The following is a 15,618-nucleotide window of genomic DNA, read 5'->3' on the forward strand; positions in this document are numbered from 1 at the left end:
AGGCGCCGGGCTTGCCCGCGAAAGGGCCCGAGAGAACACTGCAACTCTGCGCACTCGCTGGAAGCCGGCTGAGCTTCAGATCCCCGGGCCGATCACTCGCGCGGGCAGCTTGGCCAACCGATCCCAGCCGTCGGCGTCGATCCCGGTGCAGTTTTGCAGTAACAGCCTTTGCAACGGCAACGCCTCCAGTACGGACACTGCGGCCGTAGTGATCTGTGACTCTCCCGGGCCGCTCGTAAGCGTCAGGCTTTGCAGCGGCAGGTGTGCGAGGTGGGCGACGCCGTCGTCGGTGAGCCAGGGACTGTCATACAGGCCGAGGCGTTGCAGTGGCAGACCGCGTAGGCAGGCCAGGTCGGCATCGCGCAGGTTCAGGCCGCCGATTTCAAGCTCTTCCAATGGCAGACCCAGTTCGACCAGTGTTCGCAGAGCCTTGCCGTCGACGCCATTGCAGAAGTTGAGGCTCAGCCGTTTCAGCGGCAGGCCGGCCAGTTGTTCCAGTTCCTTGTGGGTGATCTCGTTCAAGGACAGGTCCAGCGATTCCAGCGCCAGGCCGCGCAGGTCGGCCAGCGTGTCTGCACTGATGCCCTGCACGTCGCAAAGCCCCAGCCGCTTGAGGGGGAAGCCGTGCAGGGTATCGAGTCGCTCGATCATTACCCGCGAGGCTTTCAGGTCCAGATCGGCGAGCGGCATGCCTTCCAGCTCGGCAATGTCCTCCTCGCTGACCGATGCGGACTGCAGTGACAGTCGCTCGATCGGCAGCTCGCGGATAGCCTGCAGGGTGGACTCGTTGGCGTAACAGTCATCGAGGCTCAGCGAGCGCAAGGCCGTCAGGCTTTGTAGCCAGTCCGTGTTTTCCAGTAGGGCGAGACGCCCCTTGCCGAGCGACAGGCGTTCGAGTGGGTGCCTGGACAGGTGCGCCATGCCACGCCAGGTGAGCTGTTCGATACGCTCCAGTTCCAGTGAGCGCAATGGCAGCCTGGAAAGTTCGAGCAGGCCGGCATCGGTGACTTCATCACAACGGTTCAGCGACAGTGCCTGCAACGCACTGTTGCCCAGGCGCTGGAGCAAATCGTCGTCGAAATCATCACCGTAGGTTGCCAGCTTCAGCCGACGCAGCCGCTCGAGTGACGGCAGGCAGGTCTCGTTGTCCGTGCGTGCAAAACCACTGATCTCCAGCGTCTCCAGCGCCAGGGCGGGCAAGCGGCGCCACAGCTCCTGATCACAGCTGAAGTTGGGGCTGTCGAGTAGCAGCGTACGCAGTGGCAGTCCGGCCAGGGCATTCAGCCAGTCCGGTTCGGCGTCGCTCAGTTCCAGTCGGTCGACCGGCAGCCCGCGAAGCTGCGGCAGCCAGGCTCTGGGGCGGTTGGCGTGTGGCCTGGCCTTCAACTCGGCAACCAGCGCCAGAGCGGCCGGATCACCGAGGCCAGCCGCTACGCGCAAGCCATCCAGGGCGATGTCGGCGGTGTCGAGCAGATCGCGATACAGCGCTGCACGTGTCGCAATATCGTCGGGTGCGGCAGCCAGTCGGTCCATCAGGGCTTTGCGGTGGGGATTCAGCACTCTACGCGTTCCGTCGTATTTTCCTGGTCGAGCCAGGCATCGACCGATGCCGGCGACATCGGCTTGGAATAGAAATAACCCTGTACCAGCGAGCAGCCCAGGCTGATCAGGGCATCCAGTTCATGGCGGGTTTCCACGCCTTCGACAATGCATTCCAACTGCATGTCCAGGCTCAGCGCCACCAGCGATTTGACGATCTTGTAGCTGGCCGGCTTTTCATGCAAGCCGGTGACGAAACTGCGATCGATCTTGATCTTGGTGAAGGCCAGCGAGTGCAATTGGCTGAGGCTGGAGTAACCGGTGCCGAAGTCGTCGAGGGAAATGCCACAGCCCAGCCGCCGGAAGCCATCGATGGTCCGTTGCACCTGGGGGATGTCCTGCATGGTCGCCGTCTCGGTGATTTCCAGGTCCAGCCGGCGGGGATCGAAACCGCTCGCCACGATCACTTCGACGATCTGTTGCGCCACCTCGTCGGAGGCGCAGTCATGGGCCGAGAGGTTGAACGAGAGGCGAATGTCGGCCGGCCAACCGTTGGCCGTCGCCAGGGCCTTGCGCAGCAGCGGCGGCGTCAGGCGGTTGATCAGGCCGATCCGCTCGGCCACGGGGATGAAGCGGTAGGGCGACACGTCACCCAGCTTGGGGCTGTGCCAGCGAGCCAGTGCTTCAAAGGAGACAGTGCGGCGGGTGCGCAGATCGATCACCGGCTGGAACACCAGATGGAATTCCTGCTCGATATCCGCCCGGCGCAGGGCCTGTTCGGTCACGCCTTCATGCAGCAGTTGCTGATGGTGACTGGCGGTGAACATCGACATCGAGCCGCGGCTGGTTCGCTTGCTGTGATAGAGCGCGTAGTCGGCGTATTCGAATGCCTCGATGGCGTTGGTCGCCATGTCCGGGAAGGTCGCCATGCCCAGGGAACCGCCGATCTGCACCGGCAGGTCGGTCAGCAGGAACGGCGTGGCGAGGGCTTCGCAAACCCGCTGGCCGAATGAGACCAATGTCTGGTCGCTGGCATCGTTGCTCAGGATCAGCGCGAACTCGTCGCCGCCCAGGCGCGCCAGGTGCATGTTGTCTTCCAGCAGACCGTTCAGGCGTTGGCCGACCTGGGCCAGCAGGCGGTCGCCGACGCTGTGGCCGAACTGGTCGTTGACCGGCTTGAAACCGTCGAGGTCGATGATGCCCACTGCCAGGCGCGAACCGCTGGCTTGGGCCTTGGCCATTTCGGTGTCGAGGGTCGTGAAGAACTGCCGGCGATTGGGCAGCCCGGTCAGGCTGTCTTCGTTGGCCAGCCTGAGGTTTTCATCGCTCAGTTGTTCGGCCTGGGCCTGGGCGTCGACCAGCCGGGTAAAGGCCCGGTAATGGTTGTTGAGGATCACCAGCATGGTGATGGAGACCAGCACCACGTTCAGTGCAGTGGCGAGGAACGCGCTGTTGCCCATCGTCGAGAAAAACACCACGAAGACCAGGTTGACGATCAGCGCGGTACTCTGCGCGGCTGGACGCAGGTGCATCATGCTGAAGATCACCCCGATCACGGTGATCGCCATGTAGAAGGCAACGTGGGATTGCGCGTAGATGTCGCCATAGGGGAACAGGGCCACCGACCACAGGGCAAAGGCTGTCGCAATCGGCGGAGCGAGGAGGGTGGTGCGAACCAGTGCGCGCAGGATCAGCTCGGGCGCGGGCGGATGATGACGCATGCGCCACCACATGGTGCCGCGGATACCGCAGATCAGGGTCATGGCCACGGGGATGTAGAGGGAAAGCCAGAGTGGCGCGCTCTCCACGTGGGTCGCGACCAGGGCCCAGGTATTGACGATCAGGATGAAATACATCAGCGGCAGTTGACGAGCCAGCGCGATGTACTGGGCCTTGAGCAGCCGTGGGTTATCCAGGGGCAGAGACATGAGAATCTGAAGTTTCTTGAATGGACCTGGCATTAGCACAAGACCCTCTGTGGTCGTGGTCGATACAGCTCCTTCTGCGTAAAAGCAGCTTCGCACATGCCTCATTATGAAGTTCAGGTGCGCGCAGGCCGATCTGTGCCGGCTTTACTCTGTTTCGGCTGAGTGGGCGAGTTCTGGAGGGGGCGTATGGCTTTTGGAGGGTTTAGAGAATGAGAGACGATCAACGGTGGTGGATGCGTGCTTCGATAAAAGGCCGGGTTGGCGCGAGAGAAGGTGAGTGGCGTAGCCAGTCCTGAAACCGCAGTAAACCTTTTCAGGACTGGACAGAGTGAAGAACTGCCAGGCGGATCATTCAATCCGCCAGCCAGGCTTGTCGCCATGTCAACAGGTTGGCATCCCTGAGCATCCAGTTATCGAGCACCAGGCTGCGCAGCGCATCTCCGGCCTCGGCGCTGGCGTCGGGTTCAGAGAGATGTTCGCCAATAGCGGCAATCCAGTCTTCTGGCTTGTTCCGGACCCGGGTCACCGGCAAGTCACCGCGATAACAAGGAATGTCCGAACAGATCACCGGGAAGCCACAGGCACCGTATTCCAATAAGCGTAAATTGCTTTTGCACGCGTTGAAAAAATGATCTTCCAGGGGAGCCAAGGCCAGATCCAGGTTCAAGCTGGCCAGTTTTTCCGGGTATTGCTCGATACTCACGCCTGCATGGAACTCATGGACATAAGCGCGCAGTGTCGGTGGGCACATGCCCAGGAAGACCCATTCCACTTCCCTTGCCAGTTCACGAACCACTTCGGCGATGACTTGCAAGTCGCTCTCATGGGTCGAGCCGCCAGCCCAGCCGACCCGAGGCTTGCGGCCTTGTCGGCGATGGCTGGTCAGGCCGCCCCACCACTGGGCAGGCAGGCGATTCTCGACCACGCGGATGTCGCTGTTGAAACCCTTCAGGGCCTCGGCCAGCGGCTCGGTCGAGACCACTAGACGGTCGCACAGGCCCACCGCTTCCCTGAGACGCAGGGCGATGTCCCTGGGAAGCCGTTCACGGCTTGCGTGGCTGGCGGGTACGTCGAGTACATAATCATCCAACTCGTAAACCTTGAAGGCCTTGGAGAAGGCCTGGGTGTTCTGAATGATTTCCAACTGAGGCGTCGTAAACTGCCGCTGGAAAATGATCGTATCCGGTGCCAGGCGCTCCAGTTGTACCGGTTGAAGCATTCGCTTGCTCTCCGTGCCCTCGATCAGGTGCGCTGCTTTCAGGGCCTCTAGAGGCTGGTGCACGCGATAATGACCGCTGCCAAACGCATCGCCCGGGTAGCACAGCGCATAAGGCAGGGAGCGACTGCTGAATGCCTGCCAGCCGGTATCGCTGCAGTATTCGTGGGCGAAGCCGTTACCCTCCAGGGTCAGGTTGCGGTTGTAGGCCGGATCGTTGGTGAGCAGCGGCAGCCAACGTCGGTACATGACTGATTGTTCGCGCTTGAAGCGCTCGCGCTTGGCTTGCAGCGTGGTTGTGTCGACCTTGTTCTGGCTCACGCTGGCTTCGTGCATGAGCAGTGCATAGGGTGTCCAGACGATCAAGTGGCCTGTCTGGCCGACCTTCAGGCACAGATCCACGTCGTTATAGGACACCTGCAGACCGGCCTCGTCCATGCCGCCCACCTGGCGGTAGAGGTCGGTGCGGATCATCAGGCAGGCTGCGGTCACCGCACTATAGTTCTGATCAACCTGCAGACGGTGAAGGTAGCCATTGGACTGCATCGGGTCGCCGATGAAGGGATGGTCTGCCACGCTGCGCAATCCCAGTACCACGCCTGCGTGCTGGATAGTCCCGTTGGGGTATAACAATTTTGCACCAGCGATGCCTACTTCCGGTCGTCGGGCATGCTGCAGCAGTGCGTCAAGCCAGCCCCCATCAATGACTGCGGTGTCATTGTTGAGCAGCACCAGGTAATCGCCACGGGCCTGGCTGACGGCAAAATTATTGATTGCCGAATAGTTGAATGGATGAGGGTAACGCAGGATGCGTACCTGGGACGCGTTCAGACGCTCCATTTCCCCGAACCAGGTCCGGGCTTCGGCGGTTTCACTGTTGTTGTCGACGATGAGCAGTTCGTAGTTCGGGTAGCGGGTTTTCTCCATCAGGCTTTCGATGCAGCGCATCAGCATCGGCAGTTGATCCTTGGTGGGAATCACGATGGACACCAATGGCTCGCCGATGTGTTGGTAGGTTACCCGGTTGATCATCGGCAAAGGCCCTGGGCTCAACTCATGGGCCACATCCAGGCGCTGCAGGTGTGCTTGGACGATCGATCCGCTGTGGGCGATAACCTGTGGCTCGCCGAGCCACAGGCCAAGGCTGATGGTCTGATGCACCAGCACGTCAGCGAGGTGCCTGACGGTGCCCAACCCGTGAGTTTCGAGCAGCCGATAGAGCAGGTCATGGGGCGCCAGTTCGGTGAAGGCGGGATCGAAACCATCGGCACCCAGTGCGGCTTCCCGGCTGAAGGCCAGGGCTCGGCCGACATACGGATAACTGCGCAACAGGTCCAGGTTCAGGTCCGGCTTGAAAACCGGGTTCTGGCAACCCGCTGCGGTCAGTGAGTCTTCATCGCTGTAGCAAGCGCTGATGCCGGGATTCAGGGCGATACTCTCGGCCAGCAGCAATAATGCGTGGGGATCGAGTTGGTCGCCGCCCCTTAGCAGATAGCACCAGTCGACCTGAATCTCCTGCAGCAGCTCATTGAGCTGGCTCGGCCAGGACTCAGCCCGTGGTAACCAGATCAGATTGTCGGCCGGCGGCGCCCCTAGCGGTTCGGCGTCCGACAGCACCGCGATGGCTGCCGCTCGATAAAGCTGACGGTCAATGCTTTCCAGACAGGAGCGCAACTGCGTAATGTCACCGGTGGTATCGGTCACTACCAACAAAATATCCGGTTGCCGTGGCCAACTCGCCAGGCGCGCTGGCAAGTTTTCGAGTTCGGCGGGAGACAGTTGGCGGGAGTCCAGCCAGCGTTGGTACTGTTCGATATGGCGCTGTTGCTTGCCGATATTGGCCAGCACACCGAAAAAGCGTTCGAGGGCGTGTGCCAGAGTGCCGTTGAGCTGGTCGCGTTCAGCTTCGAAGTCCTTGTTCGTCAGGTGCATTCGTTCCAGTAGGAGCAAAGCTTCGGTGCGTACGAAGAACATGGTGCCGGCAAAAAAATCCGCCTCTTCGATTTGCCGGGGATCGATGTCGGCCCGCTTGGCCAGGGCGACCAAGTGCAGGCGGTTGCTTTCATCGAGTTGTTTGGTGACGGGAAGCCGGTATCCCTCGTGGCCGAGCATTGGATGATGCGTCGGGTCGCAAAGATGTTCCACTGAGCGACGGAACCGCACAGGGTCCAGCAGGTAATCGAAAAGCTCATCGGACCAGGAATTGCTTTTCCCCGGGTGTGTGGAACGCTTGGTATGCAGCTTGAGCAGCGTGTGGATCTTATCGGCACGCAGAAGCGGCAGCAGCCGTAGAAATGGCAAAACATCTCTGCCCTGGTTGGGCACTCGGTACAGTGAGTGACCGAGCCCGCTGGCGGCCAGCAGGTTGCGTACCTTCTCTTCATGGCCGGCGACGCAGGTTACGTACAGGTGCAGACGTTCATGCAACTCAGCCAAACGCAGCAAAATGCTTTTTAGCACTTCAGGGTAGTACGCATGGATGACGACACCGATGGGGGGATTGCTGCCTTCAAAAGAAGGTTGCTCCTCGACCAGTGCTTCAAGCTCATTGGCGAATGTGTCATCACGCCATTTACCGTCTTGCATCCTTTCTCTCCAGCGTATAAGTCAGTTGGGTGCTTATCGGCATTGAAACTGGGTTCCAGATCAACCTGATACACGACCCGGACCTATTCTTGATATCCCAATACGGTCTTGGAGCGGCCTCGCGTATTATCACGAACTCCCATGCATACAGCCAGCAAAGGCATGAGGATCATGCTCTTCCTTATCGCTACTGGGCTGGGCCGTTTGAGGATGACTTTTCAACAGGCATTAAAAAGCCGGCTTGTGGCCGGCTTCTCGGGGACGGGTTTGGCTCATTTTTGGTAAGCCTCGCCCGCCTTCAAAAGGTACATGCAAAAAAACTGCAATGTCTGAGCGGAGTACGCTGTGCATGAGTCTTGCACAGTGTCTGTGGGAGCGCTGACCTGCTTTTGCGGGGCGCTGCCCGAGTGTGGGGCGCAGGATACCCACATTTGCGACATCTGCCCAGCGAAAACCGCCACGTAGAGCGGTCGTTTTTAGAAAAAGCAGCATTTCGAAACTATTTGAACGGTACGGGCGGGCGGCGTTTGTTCAGGGTCGACCACCAGAATACCCAGCCGAGGATCTGGATGCCCTGGCGCTCGATCTCATCGGCGCTGAACACTTCGTCAGGGTATTCTTCGCTGTTGTGGCTACGCAGCCGTAACGCGCCGGCCGGCAGGCGGTAGACGTACTTCACCCGCAGCATGCCGTCGTGCTCCAGCGCATAGATCTCGCCATCCACCACCTGGGTCAGGCTGCGGTCGATGGCGATGGTGGAGCCGTCCTCGATCTTTTCAGCCATGCCGTTACCGGTCATTGGCGCACAGATGGCCTGGTCCGGTTCGACGCCCATGGCCTGCAGGATGCGATACGGCAGACGCACCTTGCGCCCGGGGACGACGGCCACCTGAGTGCGCCTGGAACCGGGTCCCGTGGGGGTTTCCTTGTAGAGCGGGAGCTGGACGTCGTTGCCTTCGGTGGTGGCCAGGTTATCCCGGGCCGAGTAGGGCTCTTTTTCGCCAGCGGGCAGTTCGTCTTCCGTTTCGCTGGTATTGGTACCGGGATGCTTCGGACCGTCGCCCGTACGCAGCCAGCGGCTGTTGACGCACAGCAACTCCGCGATCTCATCCATGCGTGCCATCGGGATACCACGCTTGAACCAATTATTGACGTGCTGCGGCGTCACTTGCCGGTTGGCAGCGAAGTCCGAAGCGGAAAGATGGCACTCCCGCAGGAGAGCTCTTAAGCGATCACCTGATGTATTCATGAACACAGAGTTTACTGGCGCGTCACATCCGTTTAAATAAACGAGGTGTTCAAAAATGGTCTGAAAAAGCACACAAGGTGATTGATTTCGTTGACTATTCCTACGCCAGTGCCTGTTTAGGCAAGGGTGAATGTTTATCCATTAAACGCTCCCTCTGTTTTCAGGTAAAGCAGGCATAAAAAACCCCGGCGGACCGGGGTTCTTTATCAGCACGGATCGGTGGATGAATCAGCCCTTGTAGGCGGCCACCGATTTGGTGATTTCGGCGCGGGCAGCGTCAGCATTGCCCCAGCCTTCGATCTTCACCCACTTGCCTTTCTCGAGATCCTTGTAGTTCTCGAAGAAGTGCTTGATCTGCTCCAGCAGCAGTGCCGGCAGGTCGGTGTATTCCTTCACGTCGACGTACAGCTGGGACAGCTTGTCGTGAGGGACTGCGATGACCTTGGCATCGCCGCCGCCGTCGTCGGTCATGTGCAGGATGCCGACCGGACGGGCACGGATCACCGAACCTGGGGTAACCGGGTAAGGGGTCACGACCAGCACGTCGAGGGGATCACCGTCGTCGGCCAGGGTGTTTGGGATGAAACCGTAGTTGGCCGGGTAGAACATCGGGGTGGCCATGAAACGGTCAACGAACAGGCAGTCGCTGTCTTTGTCGATTTCGTATTTGATCGGCGCGTGGTTGGCCGGGATTTCGATCGCGACGTAGATGTCGTTCGGCAGGTCTTTACCAGCCGGAATCTTGCTGTAGCTCATTGGGCGATGCTCCCGTTAGTTGACCAGAAATCTGGTTGGAATGACCAAAAAGTGGCGGCGATTATAGGCACATTCCGGGGTGGATGCCACGTATTGCAGGACGTGCGGCCCCGGCGCGCGATCAGCCGGCAGACTGATAGTGCGGGTCGTGTTCCTGCAGCTTGCGCAGGCGCGCCAGCGGGTCCTGGCGGTAGAACGCACGCAGTTGCTCGTAGACCTTCGGGTAGGCGGTGTCCAGCAAATCCGGGGCACTGAAGAAGTATTCGCTGGTCACCGCGAAGAATTCCGCCGGGTTTTCCGCGGCATAGGGGTCGATCGCGGTTTCGGCGTCGGGGTCATGGTCCAGTTGGCGATTGAGGTCGTCATAGGCGTGTTGCATCGCCGTGGCCCAGTCGCCGATCCGCATGTCGCTGTGCAGCGGCGGCAGGCCATTGGCATCGCCGTTGAGCATGTCGAGCTTGTGCGCCAGTTCGTGGATCACCAGGTTGTAGCCTTCCCAGGCGCCACTGGCGAGTACGCCGGGCCAGGCGAGAATGACCGGGCCACGGTGCCAGGCTTCGCCGCTGTGTTCGGCATCCCACTCGTGCTCGACCCCGCTGGCATCGCGATGACGCTGGGGGCTGAGGAAGTCGTCCGGGTACAGCACGATTTCATGAAAGCCGGCATACCATTCCAGGTCGCCCAGGTGCAGCAACGGCAGTTGCGCCTGGGCGGCCAGCAGCAGGCGGCTGTACTGATCCAGCTCGACTCCCGGCAGGGCGCTCAGATGCTTGTCGGCGAGGAACAGCACGCTGTGCTCCAGCAGCCAGCGATCTTCTGCTTCGCTCAGGCCATCGAGGAAACTCAGGTGTTCGCGCACCCGCTGCCAGGTTTCACCGGCGACGGGATGGCGGGCCAGGGTTCGGCGGCGCCGCCAGGCACTCAACGACCACACGGTTTCAGTGGGTCTCGGCTTTGGACGCACCGGCAAAACGGCTGCGCAGCACGCCGATGATCATCGGCACCAGCGACAGGACGATGATGAAGACCACCAGCAACGACAGGTTTTTCTTGATGAACGGGACGTTGCCGAAGAAGTAGCCGAGGGTCACCAGGCCGCCGACCCAGAGCACGGTCCCCAGCACGCTGAACATGAAAAAGCGCGGGTAGGGCATGCGGCCAACGCCGGCGACGAACGGGGCGAAGGTCCGCAGGATCGGCAGAAAGCGCGCCAGCGTCACGGTCTTGCCGCCGTGGCGATCGTAGAAGTCGTGGGTTTTCTGCAGATAGTCGCGGCGGAAGATCTTCGAGTTCGGGTTGCTGAACAGTTTCTCGCCCGCCGTGCGGCCGATGATGTAGTTGGTGCTGTCACCGAGGATCGCCGCCAGCATCAGCAGCCCGCCCAGCAGCACCGGGTCCATGCCACCACCGGCAGCGACGGCGCCAGCGATGAATAGCAACGAGTCGCCCGGCAGGAACGGCATCACCACCAGGCCGGTTTCACAGAAGATCACCAGAAACAGGATGGCATAGATCCATGGCCCGTAATTGTTCACCAACATGTCGAGATACACATCGAGATGCAGGATTAAGTCCAGCGGGTTGAAATCCATGGGTGGCACCTGTGTTGACGGTCCGGCTCGGCAGACCTGCGCAAAAAATGGACGCGTAGTTAACTACATTGGATGTAGTTTTTTCGTACATTGATATGAAATCGGGATTATAAGAGCTGGAGAGGATTCTGCTTGCAGAGTTTGTAGCGAAGAGTGTCGCGGGCCCCTTGCAAATGCGGGCAGTTACCCGGTGGTGGGTTTGAGTCTGTCTTCGCGAGGGGCCGACGCATCGGTGACTCGTCCTTCCACCAGGTTGGGCGGCACTCACCCCCTCTGTGTTCGCCGCCGCCCCTTGTGGATGCGGGATTCACCGATGCGTCGGCCCCCGCGAAGAGGGCGCCGGTCAGTCATCGCTGATCGGCAGCACGTAGTTCTTGAACTCGGTGTCTTCGCGAAAACCGATGGATTCGTAGGTCTTCTGTGCCACCTGGTTGTCGCTGCTGGTAGACACCCGCAGTCGCACCGCGTGGGTTTCCCGGGCCATTTTCTTTGCCGTGCGCATCAGGTTGTCTGCGACCAACTGGCGCCGGGCGTCTTCGGCGACGTAGATGTCGTTGAGGATCCACACGCGCTTGAGCGACAGTGAGGAGAAACTTGGATAGAGCTGGCAGAAACCCAGCAGCTTCTTGTCGTCATCATCCGCCAGGGCCAGGTAGATCACCGACTCCTTGCGGCGCAGGCGTTTTTCCAGAAAGTTGCGGGACGAATCCGGCAGGGGCAAGGCGCCATAGAATTCGCGGTATTTGACGAACAGGGGCGTCAACAGGTCCAGATGTTCCAGGGTCGCTTGAGTAATCCGCATAGATCAGGCCTCAACTTCGTGGATATGACGGCAAACGGTTCACTCACTCGGGCAGCCGCAACGCCGATGCTGCCCAAAGCGTAGGAAAAGAGCAATCCGGATGGCCGTCAGCCTTTGGGCGAACCCAGCAGGAAGTTGCCGCTCGAGTGGACATCCGATTCGCTTTCCAGTGTTTGCACTTGGGCCTCGTCCTTGAGATTGACCCCCGACAACTGTCGGCGGCAGGCTTCTTTCATCAGATACAGCAACTTGTGGGCGGCCAGGCCGTAACTCATCCCTTCCAGCCGCACGTTGGAAATGCAGTTGCGATAAGCGTCGGTCAGGCCGACCCTGGGATTATAGGTGAAATACAAGCCCAGGCTGTCCGGCGAGCTCAAACCCGGGCGTTCGCCGATCAGGATCACCACCATTTTTGCGCCCAGCAGTTCGCCGATCTCGTCGGCGACGGCGACGCGTCCCTGTTCCACCAGGATCACCGGCGACCGCGACCAGCCTTCGGCTTCGATTTGTTCTTCCAGGCGGGCCAGGAACGGCACGGTATGTCGATGCACGGCCAGCGCCGACAGCCCGTCGGCGACGACAATCGCCAGGTCGACCCCGCCTGGGTGGGCCTGCGCATATTCGCGCAGCCGTTGGGCCGAGACCTCATTGAGCTTGCGCCCCAGGTCCGGGCGTTGCAGGTAGCTGTGGCGGTCATCGGCGGCGCTGTGCAGCAACAGGGTGTCCCGCCCACGCTCGGCCAGTTGGCTGGCGAGACCGGCGTGGTCGAACGGCAGGTGCACCGCATCGCGGGCCTGGGCGTGGGCGAACTGGAAGTCCAGTTGCGCGCGGGTCGGCAGGCTGGTGCCGGTCCGGCCCAGGGCGATACGCGCCGGGGTCAGGCGGCGCAGTTGCAACCAGGGGTTGTCGTTGTCGATCTCGTTGGCCATGTCATTCATCCTAGCTGCTCCAGGGCCTGGCGGAACGCCGGCGGCAGGTTACTGCCGAAATGCACCTTGCCATCGGCCTGGGTGAAAATCCCCATCTTCGCCAACCACTGCTCGAACTCCGGCGCCGGCTTCAGGCCCAGGGTCTGGCGGGCATAAAGGGCATCGTGGAACGAGGTGGTCTGGTAGTTGAGCATGATGTCGTCGGAGCCGGGAATCCCCATGATGAAGTTGATCCCGGCCACGCCGAGCAGGGTCAGCAGGGTATCCATGTCGTCCTGGTCGGCTTCGGCATGGTTGGTGTAGCAGATATCGCAGCCCATGGGCACGCCCAGCAACTTGCCACAGAAGTGGTCTTCCAGGCCGGCGCGGATAATCTGTTTGCCGTTGTACAGATATTCCGGGCCGATGAAGCCGACCACGGTGTTGACCAGAAATGGCTTGAAGTGCCGGGCCACGGCGTAGGCGCGAGTTTCGCAGGTCTGTTGGTCGACGCCGAAGTGGGCGTTGGCCGACAACGCGCTGCCCTGGCCGGTCTCGAAATACATCAGGTTCTGGCCGAGGGTGCCGCGATTGAGGCTCAGGCCGGCGTCGTAGCCTTCCTGGAGGATCTTCAAACTGATGCCGAAACTGGCGTTGGCCGCCTCGGTGCCGGCGATGGATTGGAACACCAGGTCCAGCGGCACGCCTCGGTTGATCGCCTCGATGGAGGTGGTGACGTGGGTCAGCACGCAGGCTTGAGTCGGGATTTCGTAGCGTTTGATCACCGCGTCGAGCATCTGCAGCAGATCGCAGATCGAACTCAGGCTGTCGGTGGCCGGGTTGATGCCGATCATCGCGTCGCCGTTGCCGTAGAGCAGGCCGTCGAGAACGCTGGCTGCGATGCCGGCCGGATCGTCGGTCGGATGGTTGGGTTGCAGGCGGGTCGACAGTCGCCCGCGCAGACCCAGGGTGCCACGGAATTTCGTCACCACGCGGATCTTCTGCGCCACCAGCACCAGGTCCTGGACGCGCATGATCTTGGAGACCGCAGCGGCCATTTCCGGGGTCAGTCCAGGGGCGAGGGCGCGCAGGCTCTGTTCGTCGGCGGCGTCGCTGAGCAGCCAGTCGCGCAGGCCGCCGACGGTCAGGTGGCTGACGGCAGCGAAGGCCTGCTTGTCGTGGGTGTCGACGATCAGCCGGGTGACTTCGTCGGATTCATAGGGAATCAGCATTTCCTCGAGGAAATGCTTGAGGGGAATATTGGCCAAGGTCATCTGGGCTGCGACCCGTTCGCCGTCGTTCTGTGCGGCGACGCCAGCGAGAAAATCGCCGGAACGGGCGGGACTGGCCTTGGCCATGACCTCCTTGAGGCTGTCGAAGCGATAGGTCTGGGCGCCGACGGAATGGGCGAATGTGGCCATGGGCGGTGTCCTCCTGAATCTGGGGTGGCGATAACGCTATCTTGTGGGAGCGGCCGGCCGTTCGCGGACAGCGGAGTGTCGTGCACAAAACGGGCGTGCGACGCTCCTACAGTCCCGAGGTGTTCCGTGTTCCTATGTTTCGTGTTCGGTGTTCGGTGTTCGGTGTTCGGTGTTCCGGGGCAGGGCGTGGTACGCCCTGCGCTGGTGCAATTCAGTCACCGGTCAGCATAGCGTCTGCCGGCGCCTGCGAGCGCTGGCTGGCGGTCAACTGGAAGTAGATGAAGCCCGCCACCATGAAACCCAGGAAAATCAGGCCGATCAGGGTGTTGAACCAGGCCATCGCCACCAGGCAGACCAGGGCCAATGCAAGGGCGATGCCGGGCACGATCGGATAACCCGGCGCGCGGAAGGTACGCTCCAGGTTCGGCTCGCTGCGCCGCAGCTTGAACAGGCTCAGCATACTGATGATGTACATGACGATCGCACCGAATACCGACATGGTGATCATCGCCGCCGTCAGGCTCATGCCCTGCAGGTTGACCAGGCCGTCGCTGTAGATCGCCGCGATGCCGATCACCCCACCCACGAGGATTGCCCGGTGCGGGGTACGAAAACGCGAGAGCTTGGCCAGCGACTGCGGCAGGTAGCCGGCCCGGGCGAGTGCGAAGAACTGACGCGAGTAGCCGAGAATGATCCCGTGGAAGCTCGCCACCAGGCCGAACAGGCCGATCCACACCAGCATGTGCATCCAGCTCGAGTTGTTGCCGACCACCGCTTTCATGGCCTGGGGCAGCGGGTCGTTGATGTTCGACAGTTGGCGCCAGTCGCCGACGCCACCGGCCATCACCATCACGCCGATGGCCAGGAACACCAGGGTCAGGATGCCGCTGACATAGGCCTTGGGAATGGTGCGTTTGGGGTCCTTGGCTTCTTCGGCGGCCATGGCCGCGCCTTCGATGGCGAGGAAGAACCAGATGGCGAAGGGGATGGCGGCGAAGATACCGGGGATCGCGTCCAGGCTGAAGGTGCTCGACCCCGACCAGCCATTGAGCACGAAGTTGCTGAAGCTGAAGCCCGGCGCGACCACGCCCATGAAGACCAGCAGCTCGGCCACCGCCAGCACGGTGACCACCAGCTCGAAGGTCGCGGCGATGCTGACGCCGAGGATGTTCAGGGTCATGAAGACGATATAGGCGCCCACGGCGGCGATCTTCGGATCGAGGCCGGGATACTGCACATTGAGATAGGCGCCAATGGCCATGGCAATTGCCGGTGGGGCGAAGACGAATTCGATCAGGGTGGCGATCCCGGCGATCAGGCCGCCTTTTTCGCCGAAGGCACGACGGCTGTAGGCAAAGGGGCCGCCAGCGTGGGGAATAGCGGTGGTGAGTTCGGTGAAACTGAAGATGAAACAGGTGTACATGGTCGCCACCATCAAGGCGGTGACGAGGAACCCCAGGGTCCCGGCGGTGCCCCAGCCATAACTCCAGCCAAAGTATTCACCGGAGATCACCAGGCCGACCGCGATACCCCACAGGTGCAGGGTACCGAGGGTCGGTTTGAGTTCGGTTTGGGTTGTCATAAGTCCTCGCTTGTCTTTCTTATTGTTTGGTTGTTGGAC

11 protein-coding genes are annotated in these 15,618 nt (G+C 61.0%); all 11 read right to left on the reverse strand.

Annotation, left to right across the window (positions count from 1 at the left end):
- Positions 1-75 precede the first annotated feature (75 nt).
- Positions 76-1,560: a hypothetical protein gene (locus BLU37_RS10925; protein ID WP_090204723.1), complete on the reverse strand. Its 1,485-nt coding sequence runs from the start codon at positions 1,558-1,560 to the stop codon at positions 76-78.
- Positions 1,554-3,467, reverse strand: coding sequence for a putative bifunctional diguanylate cyclase/phosphodiesterase (locus BLU37_RS10930; RefSeq protein WP_090204726.1), 1,914 nt, complete (start codon positions 3,465-3,467; stop codon positions 1,554-1,556). The genes BLU37_RS10925 and BLU37_RS10930 overlap by 7 nt, the downstream gene beginning before the upstream one ends.
- Positions 3,468-3,819: 352 nt before the next feature.
- Positions 3,820-7,269 (reverse strand): rhamnan synthesis F family protein, encoded by a 3,450-nt coding sequence (locus BLU37_RS10935; protein ID WP_090204729.1) that lies wholly within the window; start codon positions 7,267-7,269, stop codon positions 3,820-3,822.
- A 499-nt stretch (positions 7,270-7,768) separates the two neighbouring features.
- Positions 7,769-8,518 carry a LexA family transcriptional regulator gene (locus tag BLU37_RS10940; RefSeq protein ID WP_172833016.1) on the reverse strand — a complete coding sequence of 250 codons (750 nt, stop codon included), beginning with the start codon at positions 8,516-8,518 and terminating at the stop codon, positions 7,769-7,771.
- A 228-nt stretch (positions 8,519-8,746) separates the two neighbouring features.
- Complete coding sequence (ppa, locus tag BLU37_RS10945) at positions 8,747-9,274, reverse strand: inorganic diphosphatase (RefSeq protein WP_010449395.1); 528 nt, start codon at positions 9,272-9,274, stop codon at positions 8,747-8,749.
- A 121-nt stretch (positions 9,275-9,395) separates the two neighbouring features.
- The gene (locus tag BLU37_RS10950) at positions 9,396-10,208 is read right to left on the reverse strand and encodes a M90 family metallopeptidase (RefSeq protein ID WP_090204735.1); all 813 of its coding nucleotides are present in this window, start codon (positions 10,206-10,208) and stop codon (positions 9,396-9,398) included.
- A gap of 4 nt (positions 10,209-10,212) precedes the next feature.
- Positions 10,213-10,866, reverse strand: coding sequence for a DedA family protein (locus BLU37_RS10955; RefSeq protein WP_090204737.1), 654 nt, complete (start codon positions 10,864-10,866; stop codon positions 10,213-10,215).
- Between the two features lie 343 nt (positions 10,867-11,209).
- On the reverse strand, positions 11,210-11,668 hold the full coding sequence (locus BLU37_RS10960) for a GNAT family N-acetyltransferase (protein ID WP_010449398.1): 459 nt from the start codon (positions 11,666-11,668) through the stop codon (positions 11,210-11,212).
- Positions 11,669-11,775: 107 nt separating this feature from the next.
- Positions 11,776-12,606 (reverse strand): ethanolamine ammonia-lyase subunit EutC, encoded by an 831-nt coding sequence (gene eutC / locus BLU37_RS10965; protein ID WP_090204740.1) that lies wholly within the window; start codon positions 12,604-12,606, stop codon positions 11,776-11,778.
- The gene (locus BLU37_RS10970) at positions 12,603-13,997 is read right to left on the reverse strand and encodes an ethanolamine ammonia-lyase subunit EutB (RefSeq protein ID WP_010449400.1); all 1,395 of its coding nucleotides are present in this window, start codon (positions 13,995-13,997) and stop codon (positions 12,603-12,605) included. The genes eutC and BLU37_RS10970 overlap by 4 nt, the downstream gene beginning before the upstream one ends.
- Before the next feature lie 211 nt (positions 13,998-14,208).
- Positions 14,209-15,579: an ethanolamine permease gene (eat, locus tag BLU37_RS10975; RefSeq protein ID WP_010449401.1), complete on the reverse strand. Its 1,371-nt coding sequence runs from the start codon at positions 15,577-15,579 to the stop codon at positions 14,209-14,211.
- Positions 15,580-15,618 lie beyond the last annotated feature (39 nt).

It is taken from the genome of Pseudomonas asplenii (assembly GCF_900105475.1).
Lineage (GTDB): Bacteria > Pseudomonadota > Gammaproteobacteria > Pseudomonadales > Pseudomonadaceae > Aquipseudomonas > Aquipseudomonas asplenii.